21 protein-coding genes and 1 tRNA gene are annotated in these 23,867 nt (G+C 53.1%); 13 read left to right on the forward strand and 9 right to left on the reverse strand.

Going from position 1 to position 23,867, the window contains the following annotated elements; genetic code table 11:
* Nucleotides 1-11 precede the first annotated feature (11 nt).
* The 5 genes from HV350_RS01080 to HV350_RS01100 all read right to left on the reverse strand — a co-directional run bounded on the left by HV350_RS01080 (nt 12) and on the right by HV350_RS01100 (nt 4,934).
* The gene (locus HV350_RS01080; RefSeq protein WP_003827389.1) at nt 12-1,292 is read right to left on the reverse strand and encodes an MFS transporter; all 1,281 of its coding nucleotides are present in this window, start codon (nt 1,290-1,292) and stop codon (nt 12-14) included.
* A gap of 70 nt (nt 1,293-1,362) precedes the next feature.
* Nucleotides 1,363-2,301: a sugar kinase gene (locus HV350_RS01085; protein WP_046275780.1), complete on the reverse strand. Its 939-nt coding sequence runs from the start codon at nt 2,299-2,301 to the stop codon at nt 1,363-1,365.
* A 3-nt stretch (nt 2,302-2,304) separates the two neighbouring features.
* Nucleotides 2,305-3,054 carry a hypothetical protein gene (locus HV350_RS01090; protein ID WP_016154912.1) on the reverse strand — a complete coding sequence of 250 codons (750 nt, stop codon included), beginning with the start codon at nt 3,052-3,054 and terminating at the stop codon, nt 2,305-2,307.
* 99 nt (nt 3,055-3,153) lie between these two features.
* Entirely contained in the window at nt 3,154-4,170 is a 1,017-nt protein-coding gene (locus HV350_RS01095) for a LacI family DNA-binding transcriptional regulator (protein WP_005133828.1), read from the reverse strand.
* Between the two features lie 101 nt (nt 4,171-4,271).
* Entirely contained in the window at nt 4,272-4,934 is a 663-nt protein-coding gene (locus tag HV350_RS01100; protein WP_181629630.1) for an OmpA family lipoprotein, read from the reverse strand.
* A gap of 159 nt (nt 4,935-5,093) precedes the next feature.
* On the opposite strand from HV350_RS01100, the gene HV350_RS01105 reads away from it, so the two are divergent.
* Nucleotides 5,094-7,427 carry a molybdopterin guanine dinucleotide-containing S/N-oxide reductase gene (locus HV350_RS01105; RefSeq protein ID WP_181629631.1) on the forward strand — a complete coding sequence of 778 codons (2,334 nt, stop codon included), beginning with the start codon at nt 5,094-5,096 and terminating at the stop codon, nt 7,425-7,427.
* Here HV350_RS01105 and HV350_RS01110 read toward each other — a convergent pair.
* Both HV350_RS01110 and tag read right to left on the reverse strand, forming a co-directional pair.
* Nucleotides 7,396-7,836 carry an N-acetyltransferase gene (locus HV350_RS01110; protein ID WP_016157718.1) on the reverse strand — a complete coding sequence of 147 codons (441 nt, stop codon included), beginning with the start codon at nt 7,834-7,836 and terminating at the stop codon, nt 7,396-7,398. The two genes, HV350_RS01105 and HV350_RS01110, sit on opposite strands and share 32 nt — an antisense overlap.
* Nucleotides 7,826-8,395 (reverse strand): DNA-3-methyladenine glycosylase I, encoded by a 570-nt coding sequence (gene tag, locus HV350_RS01115; RefSeq protein ID WP_094761601.1) that lies wholly within the window; start codon nt 8,393-8,395, stop codon nt 7,826-7,828. Before tag ends, HV350_RS01110 begins: the two co-directional genes overlap by 11 nt.
* A gap of 159 nt (nt 8,396-8,554) precedes the next feature.
* Between tag and HV350_RS01120 the strand changes: the two genes are divergently transcribed.
* The 11 genes from HV350_RS01120 to HV350_RS01170 all read left to right on the forward strand — a co-directional run bounded on the left by HV350_RS01120 (nt 8,555) and on the right by HV350_RS01170 (nt 20,485).
* Nucleotides 8,555-9,256: an autotransporter outer membrane beta-barrel domain-containing protein gene (locus tag HV350_RS01120; protein ID WP_016154907.1), complete on the forward strand. Its 702-nt coding sequence runs from the start codon at nt 8,555-8,557 to the stop codon at nt 9,254-9,256.
* 251 nt (nt 9,257-9,507) lie between these two features.
* Entirely contained in the window at nt 9,508-10,710 is a 1,203-nt protein-coding gene (locus HV350_RS01125) for an MFS transporter (RefSeq protein ID WP_016154906.1), read from the forward strand.
* Between the two features lie 199 nt (nt 10,711-10,909).
* The gene (eptB, locus tag HV350_RS01130; RefSeq protein WP_016157716.1) at nt 10,910-12,604 is read left to right on the forward strand and encodes a kdo(2)-lipid A phosphoethanolamine 7''-transferase; all 1,695 of its coding nucleotides are present in this window, start codon (nt 10,910-10,912) and stop codon (nt 12,602-12,604) included.
* Between the two features lie 91 nt (nt 12,605-12,695).
* Nucleotides 12,696-12,772: transfer RNA gene (locus HV350_RS01135), tRNA-Pro, on the forward strand.
* 487 nt (nt 12,773-13,259) lie between these two features.
* On the forward strand, nt 13,260-13,496 hold the full coding sequence (locus HV350_RS01140; RefSeq protein WP_137398959.1) for a hypothetical protein: 237 nt from the start codon (nt 13,260-13,262) through the stop codon (nt 13,494-13,496).
* Nucleotides 13,411-15,018, forward strand: a complete 1,608-nt coding sequence (gene dppA / locus HV350_RS01145; protein ID WP_016154904.1) for a dipeptide ABC transporter periplasmic-binding protein DppA — start codon at nt 13,411-13,413, stop codon at nt 15,016-15,018. The genes HV350_RS01140 and dppA overlap by 86 nt, the downstream gene beginning before the upstream one ends.
* 161 nt (nt 15,019-15,179) lie before the next feature.
* Nucleotides 15,180-16,199, forward strand: coding sequence for a dipeptide ABC transporter permease DppB (gene dppB, locus HV350_RS01150; RefSeq protein ID WP_016154903.1), 1,020 nt, complete (start codon nt 15,180-15,182; stop codon nt 16,197-16,199).
* A gap of 9 nt (nt 16,200-16,208) precedes the next feature.
* Nucleotides 16,209-17,111, forward strand: coding sequence for a dipeptide ABC transporter permease DppC (dppC, locus tag HV350_RS01155; protein ID WP_016154902.1), 903 nt, complete (start codon nt 16,209-16,211; stop codon nt 17,109-17,111).
* Nucleotides 17,112-17,121: 10 nt separating this feature from the next.
* Nucleotides 17,122-18,105, forward strand: a complete 984-nt coding sequence (gene dppD, locus HV350_RS01160; protein WP_019078085.1) for a dipeptide ABC transporter ATP-binding protein — start codon at nt 17,122-17,124, stop codon at nt 18,103-18,105.
* Complete coding sequence (dppF, locus tag HV350_RS01165; RefSeq protein ID WP_003827418.1) at nt 18,102-19,106, forward strand: dipeptide ABC transporter ATP-binding subunit DppF; 1,005 nt, start codon at nt 18,102-18,104, stop codon at nt 19,104-19,106. The genes dppD and dppF overlap by 4 nt, the downstream gene beginning before the upstream one ends.
* 176 nt (nt 19,107-19,282) lie before the next feature.
* Nucleotides 19,283-20,485 (forward strand): sigma 54-interacting transcriptional regulator, encoded by a 1,203-nt coding sequence (locus HV350_RS01170; protein WP_016154900.1) that lies wholly within the window; start codon nt 19,283-19,285, stop codon nt 20,483-20,485.
* Nucleotides 20,486-20,518: 33 nt separating this feature from the next.
* Here the strand turns inward: HV350_RS01170 and HV350_RS01175 are convergent, their stop codons facing one another.
* The gene (locus HV350_RS01175; protein ID WP_181629633.1) at nt 20,519-21,817 is read right to left on the reverse strand and encodes an amino acid permease; all 1,299 of its coding nucleotides are present in this window, start codon (nt 21,815-21,817) and stop codon (nt 20,519-20,521) included.
* Nucleotides 21,818-21,934: 117 nt separating this feature from the next.
* Nucleotides 21,935-23,131: a methionine gamma-lyase gene (gene megL, locus HV350_RS01180; protein ID WP_181629634.1), complete on the reverse strand. Its 1,197-nt coding sequence runs from the start codon at nt 23,129-23,131 to the stop codon at nt 21,935-21,937.
* Between the two features lie 425 nt (nt 23,132-23,556).
* Here megL and HV350_RS01185 point away from each other — a divergent pair, with 425 nt between their 5' ends.
* Entirely contained in the window at nt 23,557-23,664 is a 108-nt protein-coding gene (locus HV350_RS01185; protein ID WP_016154898.1) for a type I toxin-antitoxin system toxin Ldr family protein, read from the forward strand.
* Nucleotides 23,665-23,867 lie beyond the last annotated feature (203 nt).

Here is a 23,867-nt window from a genome sequence, read left to right on the forward strand (position 1 = left end):
TAAGTTAAAATTTAAGCGTGGCGTGCGCCAATAGGTAATTGCTGATTATTAGCAGGCTTAACAATTAAAGTTAGCCATACTGAGACAAAAAGCGCTACCCCCATAAAAATGTACGAGGCGGATGGGCTGCCGGTTGCGCCATTGAGGTAGCCGACAAACCATGAACCAAAGAATGAGCCTAGCGCGCCCATGCTGTTAATCAGCGCCATTGCACCCCCGGCGACGTTGCGCGGCAGCATTTCCGGGATGATGGCGAAGAAGGGGCCATATGGGGCGTACATTGCCGCACCCGCAATAACTAACAGCGTGTAAGAAATCCAGAAGTGGTCTGCACCCACGGCCCAGGAGCCGATAAAAGCGAAAGCGGCTATCAATAACAGCGGCCAGACAAACAGTTTACGGTTTTGCAGCTTATCGGAGGCCCAGGAGACGAGGATCATCGCCGCCGTCGCCGCCAGATAAGGTACGGATGACAGCCAGCCAACCTCTACCATGCCCAGATTTGCGCCGCCGTTGCGGATAATCGACGGTAGCCACAGGACAAAACCATAGACGCCAATACTCCAGGCGAAATACTGCATGCACAGCAGGATGACGTTACGTGAGCGGAAGGCCTCGCTATAGTTACGCACGGCTTTGATGCCTTGCTGCTCTTTTTCCAGTTGCGCCTGAAGGGCGGCTTTTTCAGATTCTGACAGCCAGCCGACCTGAGACGGTTTGTCTTTTACCAATACCCACCAGCAGAACGCCCAGATGATGGCCGGGAAGCCCTCGATGATAAACATTTCCCGCCAGCCCAGCGCCTGGATCAGATAACCGGAAACCACAGACATCCACAGGACGGTAACCGGGTTACCGAGGATCAGGAAAGTGTTAGCGCGCGAGCGCTCGGATTTCGTAAACCAGTTGCTGATATAAATCAGCATTGCGGGCATCACCGCGGCTTCAACGACGCCAAGAATAAAGCGGATGGCGGCAAGCATTGGAATATTGCTGACCATACCGGTTAACGACGCGCATGCGCCCCAAAGGATCAGACAGACAAAAATCAGTTTTCGTACGCTGCGCCGTTCTGCGTAAATCGCGCCTGGGATCTGAAAGAAGAAATAGCCGAGGAAAAACAGAGCGCCCAGCAGGGAAGAGATCCCTTTGGTAATGCCGAGGTCCTCGTTGATACCGGCGGCGGAGGCGAAGCTGAAGTTCGCACGGTCAAGGTACGCCAGGCTATACGTGATAAACACGATTGGCATAATGTACCACCAGCGTTTTGCTGCATTAGTTGAGCTATTCATAGACTGCCCTCTGGTTATGCTGATACGCCGCCTCTGTATGTAGGGTACAGAGACAGAGTTGGCCGGGAGTTTATTCCCCTAATTGTTCACGTGTGGGTAATCCTTCGCTGTCGCCCTGAACCTGAATGGCCAGTGCGCCGATTTTATTGCCGCGGGTCACCGCCTGATGCAGCGAACGGCCTTCCAGCAGGGCACTGATAACGCCCACGGCAAAGCCATCGCCTGCGCCGACCGTATCGACCACGTTGTCGACTTTTACCGGTGCAACGCAACCTTGTTCACCGCTGGCTGTTTTGTACCAGGCACCATCAGCCCCGGTTTTGATGATCACGGCCTTCACTCCGTGACGCAGATAAAAGTCGGCGATGGCTTCAGGCGTCTGTTGGCCGGTTAAAATCATCCCCTCTTTTAATCCAGGTAAAACCCAGTCAGCCTGGAATGCCAGCCGGTTCAGTTTTTCCACCATCTCGGCTTCGCTTTTCCACAGCACCGGACGCAAATTTGGGTCGAACGAGATGGTCTTCCCCTGGGCTTTCAGCGTGCGGGCGGTGTGCGCCAGTAGTTCATAGGAGCTGGCAGAAAGCGCAGCCGCCACGCCGCTCAGGTGCAAGTGACGCGCGCTGGCGAAATAGTCCTCGTGATAATCCTCAACGCTGAGGTGGCTGGCGGCGGACCCTTTGCGGAAATACTCCACAATGGGATCGGTTCCATTTTCGACCTTAGATTTAAGCTGAAAGCCGGTAGCGTAACGCCCGTCCTGGGTAACTCCCTGCGCATCTATCCCTTCTTTTTCCAGCGACTTAACGATAAAACGACCAAAACTGTCGTTGCCTACGCGGCTCACCCAGCCGACCTTCAGGCCCAGACGAGCAAGACCGGTCGCCACGTTGAGTTCAGCGCCTGCAACGCGCTTGATAAACTGCTCTACATCCGTCAGTTCGCCGGTTTGCGTGGCGACAAACATCGCCATCGCTTCACCAATAGTGACCGCATCCAGTGAATTTTTCATGTGTTACTCCTCGCGTAACAGCTCGACGTAGTGGCGGGTAACCGCCGTCAAATCCTGCCCTTCCAGGGGGAACTCAATACCGCGCGGAACATCGTTGGGCAGCGTTTTTAACAGCGCCAGCCAGCGTGAATCTGCTTCATCAGGCGGTACGGCACGGTAGCTATCGCGATGCGTAACTGCGGCTTTGACATGGATATATCCGACGGTTGGCGCCAGGTTCTGCGCAGCCTGTTCCGGGGAGTCGCCAACCCACAGCCAGTTGCCCATATCGAAAGTCAGAGATATCGGCAGGTTTTGCGTCTGACAGGCTTCATTGAAACGTTGCATCGGCTGCAGGCGTCCGCAGGCGGTCTGATCGTTTTCCACAACCAGCTCCATTCCGCTGTTGTCCAGCCATTCACGTAAATCGTCGAACTGTTCGGTATGGGAAAAATGACCGAGAGAGACTTTTAACCACAGCGCCTGTAGGGCCTGCGCTTCTTCGAGGAGCTGCGGAAGTCGGGGATTCAGGTTCCCATCCTCAAGGAATAACGGTTCAGGCGCTGAATAACAGGCCAGCAGGCCGAAGAGTTCGATTGCAGAGGCCATTGTGGACAGCGTTTTCAGCTCGGCGTCGGTTAATAACTCGCGGCGGATTTCGACGCCGTCAGCACCGGCTTCGGCAATGATGGGCAACATTGCCGTTTGCCCGCCTGCGGCCCGCACCTGGTCGTAGCCGTAGGCGGCGGTAACCACCATAATTTTTCTTTTCATGGAAACTCCAGACTAGCATTCTTGTTATAACGCTAGATGGAACCGGTTCCAAAGAAAAGCTCATGATGTCGAATTTATGATCACCATCACGAAGGAAATTTAACGGGCGGTTGAGCCGCGCACGATCAGCTCGCCGGAGAATACCTGTTCCTGAATGGCAGCAGAGCCGCCATCAATTCGGCGTACAACCTGCTCAACGGCGGTGTAGCCAATCTGCCATGTGGGTTGTTTCAACGTGGTGATACCGACGCCCGCCAGCTCCGCCCATTCCAGTTCGTCAAAACCGAGCAGGCCGATATCGCTGCCCCAGTTAAGGCCAATGCGCTTCAGGGCGCGGGCAACCTGCAGCGTGAGAGCGCCGTTGGCAGAGATAACGGCTTTGCGCATCCCCCGATGCTGCTGGTGAAACTGGCGCAGCGTGTCATCCAGTTGCGTATTGTCCGTTAGCGGGACTTCGGCATTTTGCGCGATAACGCCGGGGTACTGTGCGAGCGTGGCGCGAAAAGCGCTCAGGCGTTCGCGGCGGGTATTCACCATGCCCAGCGGTTCGCTGAGGAACAGGATGGCTTCAAAGCCTTGCTCGACCAGATGTTCAGTGGCAACCGTTGCCGCCTGGGTGTTATCCAGCCCGACCATATCACAGGCGAAATCGGGAATTTTACGGTCAATCAGTACCATCGGCAGCGCAGACTGTTGCAGGCGGTTCAGCCCCTCTTCGCGCATTCCAACGGCGTTGACCACAATCCCTTCGACCTGGTAGCTGCGCAGCAGGTCGAGATAATGCAGCTCCTGATCCACTTCGTTGTTGGTGTTACACACCAGCGGGGTAAAGCCCTTGTCGCGACAGGCGGCTTCAATACCGCTTAACACGTTGACGGAGTAGGGATTAGTAATATCGGCGATGATCAGACCAATCAGACGGGTACGACCGTGTTTCAGGCCTCTTGCCATCAGGCTGGGACGGTAGTCGAGATCGGCAATGGCTTGTTCAATGCGGGCCAGTAGCGCGTCGGAAAGCAGGTGCTTTTCACCGTTGAGGTAGCGTGAAATGCTGGTCTTGCCGGTTTTTGCGGCTTTCGCCACATCGCTGATGGTTGCCCGTGTTGATTTGCTCATCGCTGATTTCCCTAAATTTGGTGACAACACCTTAACGCGAAAATCAACGATGGCAAGTGCTTCATGCCGGATAAGACGCTGCCATTATCCGGCACAAAACGTTACTGGAGCGGGCTTAAGGTGATCTCTACGCGGCGGTTTTGCGCTTTACCTTCCGCCGTGCTGTTACTGGCGATCGGGTTTGCCGGGCCCATACCCTGAGTGCGGATACGGTTAGCGGCGACGCCTTGAGTGATTAAGGCGCTGGCCACAGAGTCCGCGCGCTGCTGCGACAGGCGCATATTCAGATCCTGACTGCCGGTGCTGTCGGTGAAGCCGAGCACGTTGACGGCGGTTTTATTGTACTCTTTCAGTACCATTGCCACGCCGGTCAGGGTGTTGGCACCCGCAGGTTTCAGATTGCTGCTGTTGCTGTCGAAGGTGACGTTATTTGGCATATTCAGGATGATGTTATCGCCACTGCGCGTCACGCTGACGCCCGTTCCCTGCATTTTGTCGCGCAGTTTTGCTTCCTGCACGTCCATGTAATAGCCGACACCGCCGCCAACGGCCGCGCCAGCCGCCGCACCAATCAGCGCGCCTTTGCCGCGATCTTTCTTCGAAGAAGAGAGTGCGCCAATACCCGCGCCGACCAGAGAGCCAATACCCGCGCAAATGCCGGATTTACCCGCTTCGCGTTCTCCGGTGTAAGGGTTTGTTGTGCAGCCAGAAACCGCCAGGGCGCCGCTCACGATGGCAGCAATAACAAAAACACGTTTCTTCATCTTAATTCCTTAATGACTTTTTCTTCTTTGCCACAGCGACCGTGGCGGTTGATTATGACGTGTGAACATGAAGAAAATTCCAGGGAAGACTCTGAAATTTGTAAGTAACATTGAACGGCATAATAAATAAGCCGTCACATCGCATTCAGGAGCGCCATCTTGGCTAATTCACCCGCACATTACTCGGTGTTAACCGCCGCCCACTGGGGACCTATTCTCGTCGAAACCGATGGCGAGACGGTTTTCTCCTCTCGCGGCGCGCTGCCCACCGCCCATCCCAACTCTTTGCAAACCGTGGTGCGCGACCAGGTACACAGTAAAACGCGGGTACGTTTTCCCATGGTGCGTAAAGGCTTTCTCGCCTCGCCGGAGAATTCGCAGGGGGTGCGCGGGCAGGATGAATTTGTTCGTGTCAGTTGGGACGACGCGCAGAATCTTATCCATACGCAGCATAAACGCATCCGTGACAGCTACGGCCCGGCCTCGATTTTTGCCGGTTCCTACGGCTGGCGTTCCAACGGCGTGTTACACAAAGCAGCGACCCTGCTACAGCGTTATATGGCGCTGGCGGGTGGTTATACCGGGCATCTGGGGGATTACTCGACGGGTGCTGCGCAGGCCATCATGCCGTACGTGGTGGGCGGTAACGAAGTTTACCAGCAGCAGACCAGTTGGCCGGTGGTGCTGGAGAACAGTGAAGTGGTGGTGTTATGGAGCGCCAATCCGCTGAATACCCTGAAAATTGCCTGGAACGCCTCCGACGAGCAGGGCCTCGCTTACTTTGAGGCACTGCGTGGCAGCGGGAAGCGGTTGATCTGTATCGATCCGATGCGATCGGAAAGCGTCGATTTCTTTGGCGAGAAGATGGAATGGATCGCTCCGCATATGGGGACCGACGTGGCGCTGATGCTGGGTATCGCGCATACGCTGGTGGAAAACGGCTGGCACGACGCGGACTTTCTCGCTCGGTGTACGACCGGATATGACCGTTTTGCCGACTATCTGCTGGGCAAATCTGACGATGTTGCAAAAACGGCAGAATGGGCCACTGAAATTTGTGGTGTTCCGGCGGCGAAAATACGTGAACTTGCGGCGATATTTCACCAAAACACCACCATGCTGATGGCGGGATGGGGTATGCAACGCCAGCAGTATGGTGAGCAGAAACACTGGATGATTGTCACGCTGGCCGCCATGCTCGGGCAAATCGGGACGCCTGGCGGCGGCTTTGGGCTGTCGTACCATTTTGCCAACGGCGGCAACCCAACGCGCCGTGCTGCGGTGCTGGCTTCAATGCAGGGCAGCGTTAAAAACGGCACCGACGCGGTGGATAAAATCCCGGTGGCGCGAATTGTTGAAGCGCTGGAGAACCCGAGTGGTTTTTATCAGCACAACGGTATGGACCGCCATTTCCCGGACATCCGTATGCTGTGGTGGGCGGGCGGCGCTAACTTCACCCATCATCAGGACACCAACCGTCTGATTCGCGCCTGGCAAAAACCGGAGCTGGTGGTTATCTCGGAGTGTTTCTGGACTGCCGCAGCGAAGCATGCCGATATCGTGCTGCCGGCGACGACGTCTTTTGAACGTAATGATTTGACCATGACCGGCGATTACAGCAACCAGCATCTGGTGCCGATGAAGCAGGTTGTATCGCCGCAGGCTGAAGCGCGAAATGATTTTGATGTCTTTGCCGAGCTGAGTGAACGCTGGGAGAAGGGCGGATATGAGCGATTTACCGAAGGCAAAAGCGAGCTGGAATGGCTGGAGACTTTTTACAACATTGCCGGGCAGCGTGGGGCTAGCCAGCAGGTGACGTTGCCGTCATTCACCGAGTTTTGGCAGCGGAATGCGCTGATCGAAATGCCAGAAAACGCCGCCAGCGCGCAGTTTATCCGTTTCGCGGATTTTCGCCGCAACCCACAGGCGCATCCGCTGAAAACGGACAGCGGTAAAATTGAAATCTACTCCGCGAGGATTGCCAGTTACGGTTACGCGGACTGTGCGGGGCATCCGATGTGGCTGGAGCCGGATGAGTGGTTCGGTAACGCCGAGCCGGGCCAGTTACAGCTGCTTTCCGCCCATCCGGCGCACCGTTTGCACAGTCAGCTAAATTACAGCGCGTTGCGCGAACAGTATGCGGTAGCGGATCGTGAGCCCGTCACGATTCATCCGCAGGATGCCAAAGCGCGCGGTATTGCGGATGGCGACACGGTCAGGGTGTGGAACCAGCGTGGGCACGTTCTGGCGGGAGCGGTCGTGACGACGGGAATTAAACCCGGTGTCATCTGTATTCATGAGGGCGCCTGGCCTGATTTGGATCTCGCCGCCAACGGTATTTGTAAAAATGGCGCCGTCAACGTGCTGACCAAAGATCTCCCCAGCTCGAAGCTGGGGAATGGCTGTGCGGGCAACACTGCGCTGGCGTGGCTCGAAAAATACAGCGGACCAACGTTGACGCTTACGGCGTTTGATCCGCCTGCCAGCCCATAATCCACGTGGGATGGTGAGTCTCTTCCTGCCATGCGCCATCTTCAATGCGAAAACCCAGCGCATGGTAGAAGTTCACCGCTGATTGATTCTTCTGGTAGACCTCGAGGCTGAGTAACGAAAAGCGCTGCTGTACATGCTGCACCAGCGCTTTGCCGATCCCGCTTCTGATGGCGGCAGGCGCGACGAACAGCGCGCCGAGAAAGCGGTCGTCAATGACGCTGGCAAAGCCTTTGAGCACCCCTTCTTCTTCCCATACCCAGGTTTGTGCGGCTGGCAGGTAAACATCCCGCACGATGGATTCACTTTCGCGCCAGTAGCGTTCTTCGATAAACGGATGGGCATGGATCGTGCTTTCCATCCACAGCGCCAGAATCGACGGTAGATCGTCAGCCTTTGATTCACGAATCATGTTGTTCTCTCGGGTAACAGATACAGCTGGTGACATGGTCGTTGACCAGGCCGCATGCCTGCATAAAGGAGTAACAGATGGTGGTGCCGACAAACTTAAATCCGCGTTTTTTTAACGCTTTAGACAGTGCATCTGACGCAGGTGTAGAGGTGGGGATATCGCTCAGGTTGGCGGCGCGGGTCAGTTGCGGTTGGTTATCAACAAACGACCAGACGAACTCGCTAAACGATTCTCCGTTTTGCGCCATGGTCAGAAAGGCGCGAGCGTTGCCGATAATGGCCTGAATTTTTCCTCGATGGCGAATAATGCCGGCATCCAGTACCAGTCTTTCCACATCTTCTTCGGTCATGGCCGCCACTTTTTCCGGGTCAAAATGGTGGAAGGCGTGGCGATAATTTTCCCGTTTCTTAAGCACAGTGATCCACGATAAACCGGCCTGTTGGCCTTCCAGACAGATCATTTCGAACAGCTTGTTGCCATCTGTTTCGGGGACACCCCATTCCTTGTCGTGGTAGGCAATGTAAAGTGGGTCCTGACTGACCCATCCGCAACGCTGCATATTCTTCCTCGCTGTTTTTACTGGCGTAAAAATTTCATTCGGCCCGCCTTGACGCGCCAGCTAAAAAGACAATATTTAATACAGGGCCTGATGGGCCCGATATCCTTCACACAATGACAATAATATCGCCGAATTCGGCTCTTTTCTGGAGTCGCGTTGATGATTATAAGAAACAGTAGTGGTCGCCAAAGGTTAACTCTGGCGAGCGTCGTAGTTTGTGCGCTGTTCATCAATACAGCATATGGCTGGCAACAAGAATATATCGTTGATGCGATGTCAGGGCATACGGCTGAACGTTATACATGGGACAGCGATCACCAACCACGTTATAACGACATTCTGGAAGAACGTATTCGCTCCACTCAAAACGTGGCGGGTCCCGTGGTGAATCTGGCGGATGAAACGCCTATGGATGCGACCAGCGGCATGAGTATGGGCTGGAACTTTCCGCTTTCAAGGCAGGTGATGACCGGTCCGGTGGCCGCGCTGCATTATGACGGTTCGACCACGTCTACTTACAACGAATTTGGCGATAGCGTGACGTCGGTAACGCAGAACGATCCGCTGTGGCATGCCAGCGTCAGCACGTTAGGCTGGCGAGTCAATTCTCAGTTCGGTGATGTGCGGCCGTGGGCGCAAATCAGCTATAACCAGCAGTTTGGCGAGAATATCTGGAAAGCGCAGTCGGGCCTCAGTCGCATGACGGCGGCGGGTCAAGACGGTAACTGGCTGGATGTTACCGTTGGCGCAGATATGCTGTTGAACCGGCACATGGCGGCTTACGCGGCGCTTTCGCAGGCGGAAAATAGCACCAATAACAGCGACTATATGTACACCATGGGAGTGAGTGCCAAATTTTAACGCAAACAATCATCATATAAACATCTTTGTTACATATTGAGATCAACAATCACACGCCCCTCAGCGATAGCGTGTACTAACTCTTACGATAAAATTCAGTAACCCGACTTTTTGTCTCGTCATTCATTCCGCATTCCAGGCATTTCATTCCGTCCTGGCGGCATTTCATGCCGTTTTCTCCTGGCCATAAAAGCGCTTCGGTATGGTTGTTGGCAGAGAATTTCCCATTTTGCTTATGCAGGAAGACTGCCATGAAAACTTCTGATTATCAGCGCACTCGCTGGCTAACACTGATCGGCACGATTATTACCCAATTTGCTTTAGGTTCTGTTTATACCTGGAGCCTGTTTAATGGCGCGCTCTCTTCTAAGCTCGATGCGCCAGTAAGTCAGGTGGCATTTTCCTTTGGCCTGCTGAGTCTCGGGCTGGCGATTTCCTCTTCCGTTGCCGGCAAGCTGCAGGAACGTTTTGGCGTGAAACGCGTCACCATGGCCTCCGGTATTTTACTCGGCGTCGGTTTCTTCTTAACCGCCCATTCCAACAGCCTGATTATGCTGTGGCTGAGCGCCGGTGTGCTGGTTGGTCTGGCGGATGGCGCAGGTTACCTGTTAACGCTTTCCAACTGCGTAAAATGGTTCCCTGAGCGTAAAGGGCTGATTTCCGCCTTTGCCATCGGTTCTTATGGCCTTGGCAGCCTCGGTTTTAAATTTATCGACAGCCAACTGCTGAGCACCGTGGGCCTGGAAAAAACCTTCATGATTTGGGGTGCGATCGTACTGGTGATGATCGTCTTTGGCTCCACGCTGATGAAAGATGCGCCGAATCAGGAAGTGAAAGCGAAGAATGGCGTAGTTGAGAACGACTACACCCTGGCGCAGTCCATGCGCAAACCGCAGTACTGGATGCTGGCAGTCATGTTCCTGACGGCGTGTATGAGCGGTCTGTACGTCATTGGCGTGGCGAAAGATATCGCACAAAGCCTGGCGCATATGGATGTGGCGACGGCGGCGAATGCGGTTACCGTCATTTCTATCGCGAACCTGTCGGGTCGTCTGGTGCTGGGGATTCTGTCCGATAAAATCTCCCGTATTCGCGTGATCACCATTGGTCAGGTCGTTTCGCTGGTCGGTATGGCTGCACTGTTGTTCGCGCCGCTGAATGACGTAACCTTCTTTATGGCAATTGCCTGTGTCGCATTTAACTTTGGCGGCACCATCACCGTATTCCCGTCACTGGTCAGCGAGTTCTTCGGTCTGAATAACCTGGCTAAAAACTACGGTGTTATTTACCTGGGCTTCGGTATCGGTAGCATTTGCGGTTCCATTATCGCCTCGCTGTTTGGCGGGTTCTATGTGACCTTCTGCGTCATCTTTGCGCTGTTAATCATTTCGCTGGCGCTTTCTACCACTATTCGTCAGCCACAACGTAGCGTCTATACCGAGGCGCACGCCTAAATCTATTAGTAACCTGGCGCATATATTTACAAAAATTTATGCGCCATTTTCATTCTCTATAAGCACTTTTGCTCCCTCCTGTGGTCTACTTACCCGCGCCCGTAGACATTTCACCTCTGCTGTTGTCGCATTTTTCCTCTGTCAGGTCTGATTGATCGCTGCTCAGGGTTTTTTATCCCGATTTCCAGGGTTTGTTTGCATGAGATACATTAAGTCGATGACGCAGCAGAAACTCAGTTTCTTGCTGGCAATCTATATCGGTTTGTTTATGAACTGTGCTGTATTTTTCCGTCGTTTTAGCGGATATGCGCACGATTTTACCGTCTGGAAAGGACTCTCCGCGGTTGTTGAATTGGCCGGCACTGTGCTGGTGACCTTCTTTTTACTACGCCTTCTCTCTTTGTTTGGCCGCCGCGCCTGGCGTGTCCTGGCAACCTGTTTGGTGCTGTGTTCTGCCGGCGCCAGTTATTATATGACCTTCCTGAACGTGGTAATTGGTTACGGTATTATCGCCTCCGTAATGACCACGGATATTGATTTATCGAAAGAAGTCGTCGGCTGGCATTTCATCGTGTGGCTGGTTTCGGTCAGTATTATTCCCTTGGTGCTGATTTGGAGTAACCGCTGCCGCTACACGTTGATGAGACAAATTCGTACACCGGGCATGAGGTGGCGTAGCGTAGCGGTAGTTTTACTGGCCGGCCTGATGGTGTGGGCGCCGATTCGCCTGCTGAGCATGCAACAGAGAAGCGTAGAGCGAGAAACAGGTATCGATTTACCCAGCTATGGCGGGGTTGTGGCGAACTCTTATTTGCCGTCAAACTGGCTCTCTGCGCTGGGTTTGTACGCCTGGGCACAGGTGGATGAATCCTCAGACAACAAATCGCTGATGAACCCGGCGAAGAAATTTACCTATGTTGAGCCCAAGAACCTCGACGACACCTATGTGGTCTTTATTATCGGCGAAACCACCCGCTGGGACCATATGGGGATTTTTGGATATGAGCGAAATACCACGCCAAGGCTCGCCCAGGAGAAAAACTTGGCCGCGTTCCGTGGATATTCCTGTGACACGGCGACCAAACTTTCGCTGCGCTGTATGTTTGTGCGTGAAGGTGGGGCGGAAGAAAACCCGCAGCGTACCCTGAAAGAACAAAACGTCTTTTCCGTGCTAGGTCAGTTAGGGTTCAAGACAGACCTCTACGCGATGCAAAGCGAGATGTGGTTCTACAGCAATACTATGGCGGAGAACATCGCTTACCGAGAGCAGATTGGCGCAGAGCCGCGTAACCGTGGCAAGAACGTTGACGATATGCTGTTGATTACCGAAATGCAGCAGTCTCTGCAACCGACGGATGATGATGGCAAACGTCTGATTATTCTGCATACCAAAGGTTCGCATTTTAACTACACGCAGCGCTATACCCGCGAATATGCGCAGTGGAAGCCGGAGTGTGTCAATGTGGATAGCGGTTGCTCGAAAGCCGAGATGATTAACTCTTTTGATAACTCGGTAACCTATGTTGATCACTTTATTACCAAAGTGTTTGATCAACTGCGGGATAAGAAAGCGATAGTGTTCTACGCCGCCGATCACGGTGAGTCGATTAACGAGCGTGAGCACCTGCACGGTACGCCGCGTAAAATGGCTCCGCCAGAGCAGTTCCGCGTTCCTATGCTGGTGTGGATGTCAGACAAATATCTGGAAGACCCAGACCATGCGAAGGCGTTTGCACACCTGAAGCAAGAAGCTGATATGAAGGTGCCGCGTCGTCATGTGGAACTGTACGACACTATTTTGGGTTGCCTCGGTTATACCTCGCCAAATGGCGGTATTAACGAGAATAACAACTGGTGCCGTATCCCGGACGCGAAGAAGGTTACGGCTCAGTAATTGGGCTGCTGACTTTCTCGCCGATCAAATGGCATTTTGATACTAAGGGATTGACGGGGGCGCGGCTGAGCAGTAAGATGCGCCCCGCATTCGGTGATTGGCGCAGCCTGGTAGCGCACTTCGTTCGGGACGAAGGGGTCGGAGGTTCGAATCCTCTATCACCGACCAAATTCAAAACCCTGCTCAACGAGCAGGGTTTTTTGCATTAGTGGCGAGTAATCCTCTCTCTCCGACCAAAATTGACCTTCCTTTTATCTGCAAAAATTGTGCACCACTTCCCACTGACTGTTAACGATTCTGTGACATATTCCATTGCCTTTTTTTATATTTGCTTGAAACTTTTTTTGCGCTACTTATGGCTGAACCTGGCATTTTCCGCTGTGCGCTTTAGCGTTCATGGCATTAATCGCTCAGATATGCAGCATTAATTTAGAAAGTTTTAATAATTTGCATAAATGTTAATCACCAAATGTTGCGAAATATGAAGATGTTTATTCTGGCATAGTGCGCGTAGCACAAATTTCCCTGCTGAAAATGTCCTTCTGCACTTTTTTTAATCTTTGTTTGCGAATTCTCACCGTTGGTGTAAATCACGGTTACCTGTATTGACGTTTTCACATTCTGTTGACAGATTGTAGGGCATGAGGGGCATTTCATGGAGAATCCGCACTGCAACTCAGTCGCTTATGTGAACGGAATCCCTATCCTCTTAACGCCGACCCGGCCGGGTAAAAAACAAAAAAGGCCAGGCGGTGCAAACCCACTGCAAAGGGTAAAACAACAAACATCACATTTGGAGCAGAAGAATGAGTATTTCCTTGAAGAAGTCAGGGATGCTGAAGCTTGGTCTGAGCCTGGTGGCTATGACCTGCGCCGCAAGCGTACAGGCTAAAACTCTGGTTTATTGTTCAGAAGGATCTCCTGAAGGCTTTAACCCACAGCTTTTCACCTCTGGCACGACCTATGATGCCAGCTCCGTACCGATCTATAACCGCCTGGTCGAGTTCAAAACCGGTACAACTGAAGTGATCCCGGGCCTTGCTGAGAAGTGGGAAATCAGCGAAGACGGTAAAACCTATACCTTCCACCTGCGCCAGGGCGTGAAGTGGCAGGACAACAAAGATTTCAAACCGACGCGCGATTTAAACGCCGATGACGTGGTGTTCTCTTTCGATCGTCAGAAAAATGCCCAGAACCCGTACCACAAAGTCTCTGGCGGTAGCTATGAATACTTCGAAGGGATGGGTCTGCCAGATCTGATCTCCGAAGTGAAAAAAGTGGACGATAAAACCGTTCAGTTCGTGCTGACTCGCCCGGAAGCGCCTTTCCTGGCTGACCTGGCGATGGACTTCGCTTCTATTCTTTCCAAAGAATATGCAGACAACATGCTGAAAGCCGGCTCCCCGGAGAAAGTGGATCTGAACCCAATTGGGACCGGTCCGTTCCAGCTGCAGCAGTACCAGAAAGACTCCCGTATTCTGTATAAAGCATTCGAAGGTTACTGGGGCACCAAGCCACAGATTGACCGTCTGGTCTTCTCCATTACGCCTGACGCTTCCGTGCGTTACGCCAAACTGCAGAAGAACGAGTGCCAGGTGATGCCGTACCCGAACCCGGCAGATATCGCGCGCATGAAGCAGGATAAAAACATTAACCTGATGGAGCAGGCCGGTCTGAACGTTGGCTACCTCTCTTTCAACACCGAGAAGAAACCGTTTGATGACGTGAAAGTCCGTCAGGCGCTGACCTACGCGGTGAACAAAGAAGCCATCATTAAAGCGGTATATCAGGGCGCCGGCGTTGCCGCGAAAAACCTGATCCCACCGACCATGTGGGGCTATAACGACGACGTTAAAGACTACACCTACGATCCTGAAAAGGCTAAAGCGCTGCTGAAGGAAGCGGGTCAGGATAAAGGCTTCACCGTTGAGCTGTGGGCCATGCCGGTACAGCGTCCTTACAACCCGAACGCCCGCCGTATGGCGGAAATGGTTCAGGCTGACTGGGCGAAAATTGGCGTTCAGGCCAAGATTGTGACCTACGAGTGGGGTGAATATCTGAAACGCGCCAAAGCGGGTGAGCATCAGGCGGTGATGATGGGTTGGACCGGTGACAACGGGGATCCGGACAACTTCTTCGCCACCCTGTTCAGCTGTGCGGCAGCGAAAGACGGTTCCAACTACTCTCGCTGGTGCTACAAGCCGTTTGAAGATCTGATCCAGCCGGCGCGTGCGACCGACGATCACAACAAACGTATTGAACTGTACAAGCAAGCTCAGGTTGTTATGCACGATCAGGCCCCGGCTCTGATTGTTGCTCACTCCACCGTGTATGAACCAGTGCGTAAAGAAGTGAAAGGCTATGTGGTTGATCCATTAGGCAAACATCACTTCGAAAATGTCTCTGTCGAATAATTAAAAGCAAGCCAGGCAGCGCTACGGACCGTTAAGTCGGGTCACCGTAGCGCCACCTGACAGTAATGCTTTATCTCCCTCTCGCTGGAGGGGGAGATAAGATTTGTGAGCAATACAGATTCACGGTTCCAGGCCGTGCGTCATTAGAGAGAATCCGGGTTATGTTGCAGTTCATTCTCCGACGTTTGGGACTCGTCATCCCCACGTTTATCGGTATCACTCTTCTCACCTTTGCTTTCGTTCATATGATCCCCGGCGATCCGGTAATGATCATGGCGGGTGAGCGTGGAATTTCCCCTGAGCGTCATGCTCAACTGTTGGCTGAACTCGGTCTGGATAAACCGATGTGGCAGCAGTACCTCCATTACATCTGGGGGGTTATGCATGGTGATTTAGGTATCTCGCTGAAAAGCCGATTACCGGTGTGGGAAGAGTTCGTTCCTCGCTTTAAAGCAACGCTGGAACTTGGCGTCTGCGCGATGATTTTCGCCGTTGCGGTGGGTATTCCGGTGGGGGTACTTGCTGCCGTTAAGCGCGGCTCCATTTTCGATCACACTGCCGTTGGCCTGGCGCTGACGGGTTACTCCATGCCGATTTTCTGGTGGGGCATGATGCTGATCATGCTGGTTTCCGTGCAGTGGAACCTGACGCCTGTTTCCGGTCGGGTGAGCGACATGGTGTTCCTTGATGATTCCAATCCCCTGACCGGTTTCATGCTGATTGACACCGCCATTTGGGGTGAAGAGGGCAACTTTATCGATGCGCTGGCGCATATGATCCTGCCGGCAATGGTGCTTGGCACCATTCCTCTGGCGGTAATTGTGCGTATGACTCGTTCATCGATGCTGGAAGTACTGGGTGAAGATTACATTCGTACCGCACGCGCCAAAGGCCTGACCCGTATGCGCGTCATCATCATTCACGCTCTGCGTAACGCGATGCTGCCCGTTGTGACCGTTATTGGCCTGCAGGTCGGTACGTTATTGGCTGGGGCAATCCTGACCGAGACTATTTTCTCGTGGCCGGGACTGGGACGCTGGTTGATCGATGCGCTACAACGCCGTGATTATCCAGTGGTACAGGGCGGGGTGCTGCTGGTCGCGACGATGATTATCCTCGTCAACCTGCTGGTAGACCTGCTGTACGGCGTGGTGAACCCGCGTATTCGGCATAGGAAGTAAGGGGCCATCATGTCACAGGTTACTGAAAATAAAGTTATTGCTGCACCGGTGCCCATGACCCCGCTGCAGGAGTTCTGGCACTATTTTAAACGCAACAAAGGTGCGGTTGTTGGGCTGGTGTACGTTGTCGTGATGATCCTGATTGCGGTCTTTGCCAACGTCCTCGCGCCGTACAACCCGGCAGAGCAGTTCCGCGATACGCTGCTGGCTCCTCCTGCGTGGCAGGAAGGCGGTACCATGGCGCATCTGTTTGGTACTGATGATGTGGGCCGCGATGTGCTGTCCCGCCTGATGTACGGTGCGCGTCTGTCTCTGTTGGTCGGCTGTCTGGTGGTGGTGCTCTCCCTGCTGATGGGCGTGATTCTCGGGCTGATTGCCGGTTACTTTGGCGGGATTGTCGATAACGTCATCATGCGTGTGGTCGATATCATGCTGGCACTGCCGAGCCTGCTACTGGCGCTGGTGCTGGTGGCGGTATTTGGGCCCTCGATTGGCAATGCCGCGCTGGCGCTGACGTTCGTGGCATTGCCGCACTATGTGCGTCTGACGCGTGCCGCCGTCCTGGTGGAGGTTAACCGCGACTACGTTACCGCATCCCGCGTGGCCGGAGCCGGTGCGATGCGCCAGATGTTCGTCAATATTCTTCCTAACTGTCTTGCGCCGCTGATTGTTCAGGCGTCGCTTGGTTTCTCTAACGCCATTCTCGATATGGCTGCCCTCGGCTTCCTGGGGATGGGCGCACAGCCGCCTACGCCGGAATGGGGCACCATGCTCTCTGACGTGTTGCAATTTGCCCAAAGCGCCTGGTGGGTCGTGACCTTCCCGGGGCTGGCAATCCTGCTGACGGTGCTGGCATTTAACCTGATGGGTGACGGTCTGCGTGACGCGCTCGATCCCAAACTGAAGCAGTAAGAGGTTCGAGATGGCGTTATTAAATGTAGATAAATTATCGGTGCACTTCGGCGATGTGGGGTCCGAATTCCGTGCCGTAGACCGCATTAGTTACAGCGTGAACCAGGGTGAAGTGGTTGGCATTGTAGGGGAGTCCGGCTCTGGTAAGTCCGTCAGCTCGCTGGCGATCATGGGACTGATTGACTACCCAGGTCGCGTTATGGCCGAAAATCTGGAGTTTAATGGTCGTGACCTGAAGCGCATCTCTGAGAAAGAGCGTCGCCAGTTAGTGGGCGCGGAAGTGGCGATGATCTTCCAGGACCCGATGACCAGCCTTAACCCGTGCTACACCGTCGGCTACCAGATTATGGAAGCCATTAAGGTGCACCAGGGCGGTAACAAAAAAACGCGTATTCAGCGGGCGATTGACCTGCTGACGCTGGTGGGGATCCCCGATCCGGCCTCGCGTCTGGATGTCTATCCGCACCAGTTGTCTGGTGGGATGAGCCAGCGCGTGATGATCGCGATGGCGATTGCCTGTCGTCCAAAGCTGCTGATTGCCGATGAACCGACAACGGCGCTGGATGTGACCATTCAGGCGCAGATCATCGAGCTACTGCTGGAATTGCAGCAAAAAGAGAACATGGCGCTGGTCTTAATCACGCACGACCTGGCGCTGGTGGCCGAAGCGGCGCACAAGATCATTGTGATGTACGCCGGGCAGGTAGTGGAAACCGGGGCCGCGCAGGATATTTTCCGCGCGCCGCGTCATCCGTATACCCAGGCGTTGCTGCGCGCGTTGCCGGAGTTCGCTCAGGATAAAGCGCGTTTGGCTTCGTTGCCGGGCGTGGTACCTGGTAAATATGACCGCCCGACCGGTTGTTTACTGAACCCGCGCTGCCCCTATGCGACTGACAAATGCCGCGCTGAAGAACCTGAACTGAACCTGCTGGAAGGCGGTCGTCAGTCGAAATGCCACTACCCACTTGATGATGCCGGGAGGCCTGGGCTATGAGTACGCAAAAGGCCGCTTTGCCACAGCCGCTGTTGCAGGCAATTGACCTGAAAAAACACTACCCGGTGAAGAAGGGGATGTTCGCCCCGGAACGCCTGGTGAAAGCGCTGGACGGCGTCTCCTTTACCCTGGAACGCGGCAAAACGCTGGCGGTGGTAGGCGAGTCGGGCTGTGGGAAATCCACCCTTGGTCGCCTGCTGACGATGATTGAAGTCCCGACCGGCGGTGAGCTGTATTATCAGGGGCAGGATCTGCTTAAGCACGACCCGCAGGCGCAGAAGCTGCGCCGGCAGAAAATCCAGATTGTGTTCCAGAACCCTTACGGTTCCCTGAACCCGCGCAAGAAAGTAGGGCAGATTCTGGAAGAGCCGCTGCTGATCAACTCCACGCTAAGTAAAGAGGAGCGTCGTGAAAAAGCGCTGGCGATGATGGCGAAAGTGGGGCTGAAAACCGAGCACTACGACCGCTATCCGCACATGTTCTCCGGCGGTCAGCGTCAGCGTATTGCCATCGCTCGCGGGCTGATGCTTGATCCAGACGTGGTGATCGCCGACGAACCGGTCTCGGCGCTGGACGTTTCTGTTCGTGCGCAGGTGCTGAATTTGATGATGGACTTGCAGCAGGAACTGGGGCTGTCATACGTCTTTATCTCGCATGACCTGTCGGTGGTAGAGCACATTGCCGATGAGGTGATGGTGATGTATTTAGGCCGTTGCGTGGAAAAAGGAACGAAGGATCAGATCTTCAATAATCCGCGTCATCCGTATACGCAGGCGCTGCTCTCCGCGACGCCACGCCTGAACCCGGACGATCGCCGCGAGCGTATCAAGCTGACCGGTGAGCTGCCAAGCCCGCTGAATCCACCGCCGGGCTGTGCGTTCAATGCCCGCTGCCGTCGGCGTTTTGGTCCGTGTACCCAGCTTCAGCCGCAGCTGAAGGATTACGGTGGACAACTCGTGGCCTGTTTCGCTGTTGACCAGGATGAAAATCCACAGCAATAAACGTGGGTTATGACCTGATAACCGGAGCCTTGTGCTCCGGTTTTTTTATATTTTGTTTTTACGTCCACAATGTGAGTCCTCTGGCAGAACATTATTCCACAGCGTCTAAAATGTAGTCAGATTTCCTCTCGTCACAGAAATATCTATTTCGCAGTTGCTAACTGTCAGGAGCAAATGTGGTCACGATACGCTGGGATATTAAAACAATTGATCGTCTGTCGATGGTTGAGGATGTCCTGAAGGAATTTTCCTGCTGCGATATCAATATCATCTCTATGAAAGTCACGCCTGGACGGATCCTGATTAAATCCTGGTGCCGTCAGTTACAGGATATTTCCTGCGTGCAATCCTGTTTAGGCCGGCGCGCCGATATTATTAACGTCGCTTACCTGTGTGAAGAGATAAGCGAACTGTCAACGCCTGAGCCAGAACGCCCGCGCTATTTCTCTGACATTATTTGTAGCAGCCAGAGCATGCACTCGCTTATCGAAAAGGCGATAAAAATTGCCGACAGCAAATATACCGTTTTGATCCGCGGCGATACGGGTACTGGCAAAGAACTTCTGGCCCGGGCTATCCATAATTCCGGGCAGCGACGTTTTTATCCGTTTATTCCGGTCAACTGCTCTGCGCTACCTGAGTCGTTGATGGAGAGTGAATTCTTTGGCTATGAGAAAGGAGCTTTTAGCGGTGCAGATTGTAAAGGCAAAAAAGGGCTGTTTGAAATGGCCGATAAAGGCACCCTTTTTCTCGATGAATTTGGTGAAATGTCGCTGAGCTTACAGGCTAAATTACTGCGCGTACTTCAGGATGGCGGGATCCGTCGCGTTGGCGGGGCGCAAATTATTCCGGTCAATGTGCGCATTATTGTGGCAACCAACGCCAATCTGGAAGAGATGGTGGAACAACGTCTGCTGCGCGCCGATCTCTATTACCGCATCAATGTACTTTCACTGACCATTCCGCCCCTGCGGGAGCGCCCGCAGGATATCAGCCTATTGATTCGCCACTTTGTGCAGAAATACGCGAAGGAATTCCAACGACGGATCATTCTGGATAAAGCCTGCTTTGATGCCCTGCATCATCACACCTGGCCGGGAAACGTTCGCGAACTGGAAAATACCATCATTCGCCTGATGCTGATGGCGGAATCCGACGTCATTACGCGGGAAGAATTAGGGATGGTGAATTTGCCTGCTGTTGAGCTGACGCCGACAGAGCGTCCTTTTAAAGAACAGGTTTTGTGTGCTGAACGCCAGCTTATTGAACAGATGGTGGAAGAGAATGTGTCGTCGCGGCATATCGCTAAAGCGCTGGGGGTGTCACATACCACGGTACTGAATAAAATTCGCAGCTATCAACTGGAGAGTGTGAGTTAAGCGCCGTCAGTCACTGACGGCGCTGTAAACGGATTATTCAATCAGCTTCAATAATGGCGACAGGCACAGCAGGATCCCGTACAACAGGATTAGCCAGGTTTTCAGCCCGCGTAGTTTTTCCAGTTGCGTTACTTTATAGATCAGGAAAAACGGAATAATACAGGACACAATCCCGTAAAGTGGGCTACCCAACTGGAAGAACACCAGTACCGATACACGAAATGACACCCAGATCACCAGGGTGATAACAATAAAGGTGCAAATACCCAGCGTAAGCACCAGGGGATTAATTTTCTCCACATCAATAACGCGGCTCAGAACATTAAGAATAATACCCTTAATCGCCTCGTGGAACCCCAGATAAATACCAAAGAATGCGGTTAATACGGCGAAGATATTTAGCACCGTTGAGGTGATATGAATAATTTTCCCAGGAATGACTTGCGCTGCCAGCGCCAGTGCGGAAATATTTTGTTCGAAGGCCGAAACGGCCTCTTCATGACTAATAGAAAAGGTAAAAGAGAATGAGAAAAACAGAATGACCGCAATCAGCGTAATGTAACTGATGCGATGCGTGCGTATTGCCATGCGGGTGGCCAGAACCCGGTCCGCTACCCGCTTGCGGTAGGCGATGTTCATTGGGTTCAACACCTGAATAAACACCGCTGAGAAGAAGCAGAACGGGATGGTCAGCAGCACGTCGCGAAAGAAGACCGATGCTTCAGGGAATGCGCTGATATTAGAGAAGTTCCAGTGCGGAACCATCGCAAAACCAAACACGATGATGATCCCCACTTTGACTACCACCATCGGGCCGGAGATTTTAAACAGCAGCTTTTCTCCCCCGGATGCAATAGCCACCAGCACGGAAAAAATGGCCACTTTATAGATTATTGATTGTGAAAGATCGGCATCGGTTAAGCCGAAGGTTTTGATATATGAGGCACTGTCAAAAACCACGGATAAGGAATAGATAAATATGCCGTGAATAATCATCAAAAAATAGATGACGCCAAGAAATACACCCCAGTTTTTTCCCAGGTAATGACTGATAATATCGGTATAGTCATTACAAGTTTCACTTTCTGATAATGTTTTTAAATAAATATCCTGCACAATATAGGTTGCTGGATAGGCAATAATAAAGGCGACGATAAATACCCAAATGCCTGTTAAGCCTATTTGTACTGGCATCAGTACCGTTCCGGCACCAATTGCCATACCGATACACAGTAATACCCAGCCAAAGTCGTATTTCGTAAACGGTATTTTCTTTGAGAATGGTACGGTGGTTGCTGTATTGTTGCTTAGTTGTAATGTGTCGTCCTGCATAGAACCCCCTGCCCAAAATACGCGCACTCCCCGAAACAGGATTGCGCGTATTACCAGACTGTTGTGCCTTGATTCTCAACAACCTGAACCGATCGGCGTCGGTTCAGGTCATAATGGTCAGAATGTTGCCTTTCTGATGGCGTGTTCAAGGTCGTTAATAATATCTTCTGGATCTTCAAGACCCACAGAAAGACGGATAAGCCCGTCGGTAATACCTGCTTTAAGCCGTTCCTCTGGCGCAACGGGCGAATGTGTCATAGACGCTGGGTGCTGAATGAGGGTTTCGGTATCACCGAGACTGACCGCGAGGAGGCACAATTCTACAGAATTGATCATCCGTCTGCCAGCCTCGAGGCCGCCGGCGATTTCGAAGCTGATAATTCCTCCTGGCAGGCTCATCTGTCGCTGGCCCAGCTCATACTGCGGGTGTGAAGATAAGCCAGGATAATAAACGCGGGTAATGGATGGATGCCCCTCGAGGAAGCGGGCGATTTTCAATGCGTTTTCACAGTGGCGTTCCATACGTATACCCAGTGTTTTAACGCCGCGTAGAGTCAGCCACGCGTTGAAAGGACTCATGCAGCCGCCGGTGATATCTTTCAGACCAACAAACCGCGCCTGGTCAATAAACTCCTGCTTACCAACAATGATCCCGCCAATCACGTCTCCGTGACCGTTGATATATTTAGTGACGCTGTGTACCACAATATCCGCGCCTAACTGTAAAGGCTGCTGGCAGTACGGTGACATAAAGGTGTTATCCACCACCAGCAATGCGCCTTGTTGATGGGCGATACCGGCTACCGTTTCAATGTCGACCAGCGACAGCGTCGGGTTAGCGGGCGTTTCGATATACACTACTTTGGTTTCCGGGCGCATGGCGGCGCGGATTTCTTCAGGCTTTGCCGCATCGACGAAGCTGACGTTAATCCCAAACTTCGGCATGCTGTGTGACAAAAACGCGTGGGTGCAGCCGTAAATCGCGCTGGCGGAAACGATATGGTCGCCCTGCTGGCACAATGTCAGCAGCGTGGTGGTGATGGCAGAAATACCGGATGCGGTTGCCAGCCCGGCGTCACCTCTTTCTAGCACCGCCAGCTTTTTCTCCAGCGCATCGGTGGTGGGGTTACCCAAACGGGTGTAAATGTACCCGGACTCCTCGAGCGCAAAGCGGGCGGCACCTTGTTCGGCGCTGTCAAAAACAAACGTTGAAGTCTGGAAAATAGGCGTACTGAGCGCGCCAGTAGAAGGGTCGGGTTGTTGCCCCGCGTGAACGATCTGGGTGTTGAATCCGTAAGTACGACAGTCAGACATGATATCTCCTTTGATTCGGAACAGAACAGCTCACAGTCAAATAGCAATCGCTGTGCCAGAAAATTAAGGTATATATATCAATGAGATATGTCTTTTTCTGTATTGAAGAGCGGCAGGAATGTTGCCAACTGGCAAGAATCTTTCCAGCGTAATGGTGAGAAAACAGGTGAAATGCGAGGCGCTACGCAGAGCCGTATATTGCGCAGTGATATGGAAAGTAGGCTACCGTAGAATCAGCGGCAAGCCGGGAATTCCCGGTGAGGCGCAATGTTGCGGGGGCTTGATCCCCGGCGGCATAGGTTGCTGGAAAGAGAAAACCCCCGCACGTTGTTAGGTATAAACCAGGCAACAAGACGGGGGCTAACTTGACTCCAGACAAGTTAAGAATAGCCGCGAACAGTTGCCATTGCAACACAGGCGGCTATATGACGCTCGCACAGTTAGGCGTGGCCTTCTGGCACGATTTAGCGGCTCCGATCATCGCTGGCATTATTGCCAGCCTGATTGTGAGCTGGCTGCGTAACAGGAAGTAATGCACCTTGCGGGCGTCTGTCTGCCGTGATGGCAACATGCGCCCGAACCAGGCCGCAGGGGGGAACCTTGCGGCCTTTTTCGGCTTAAATGCAGATAAATCTCGTCGCCAGGTGCCTATCCTGTCGGGATAATGCATGCTGGTAAGTTTTCAGATACCGCCTCTCTTAATACCGCTACGATCGGGTATACTCTGACGGCAGTT

Source organism: Citrobacter sp. RHBSTW-01013, from assembly GCF_013781985.1.
GTDB lineage: Bacteria > Pseudomonadota > Gammaproteobacteria > Enterobacterales > Enterobacteriaceae > Citrobacter > Citrobacter braakii.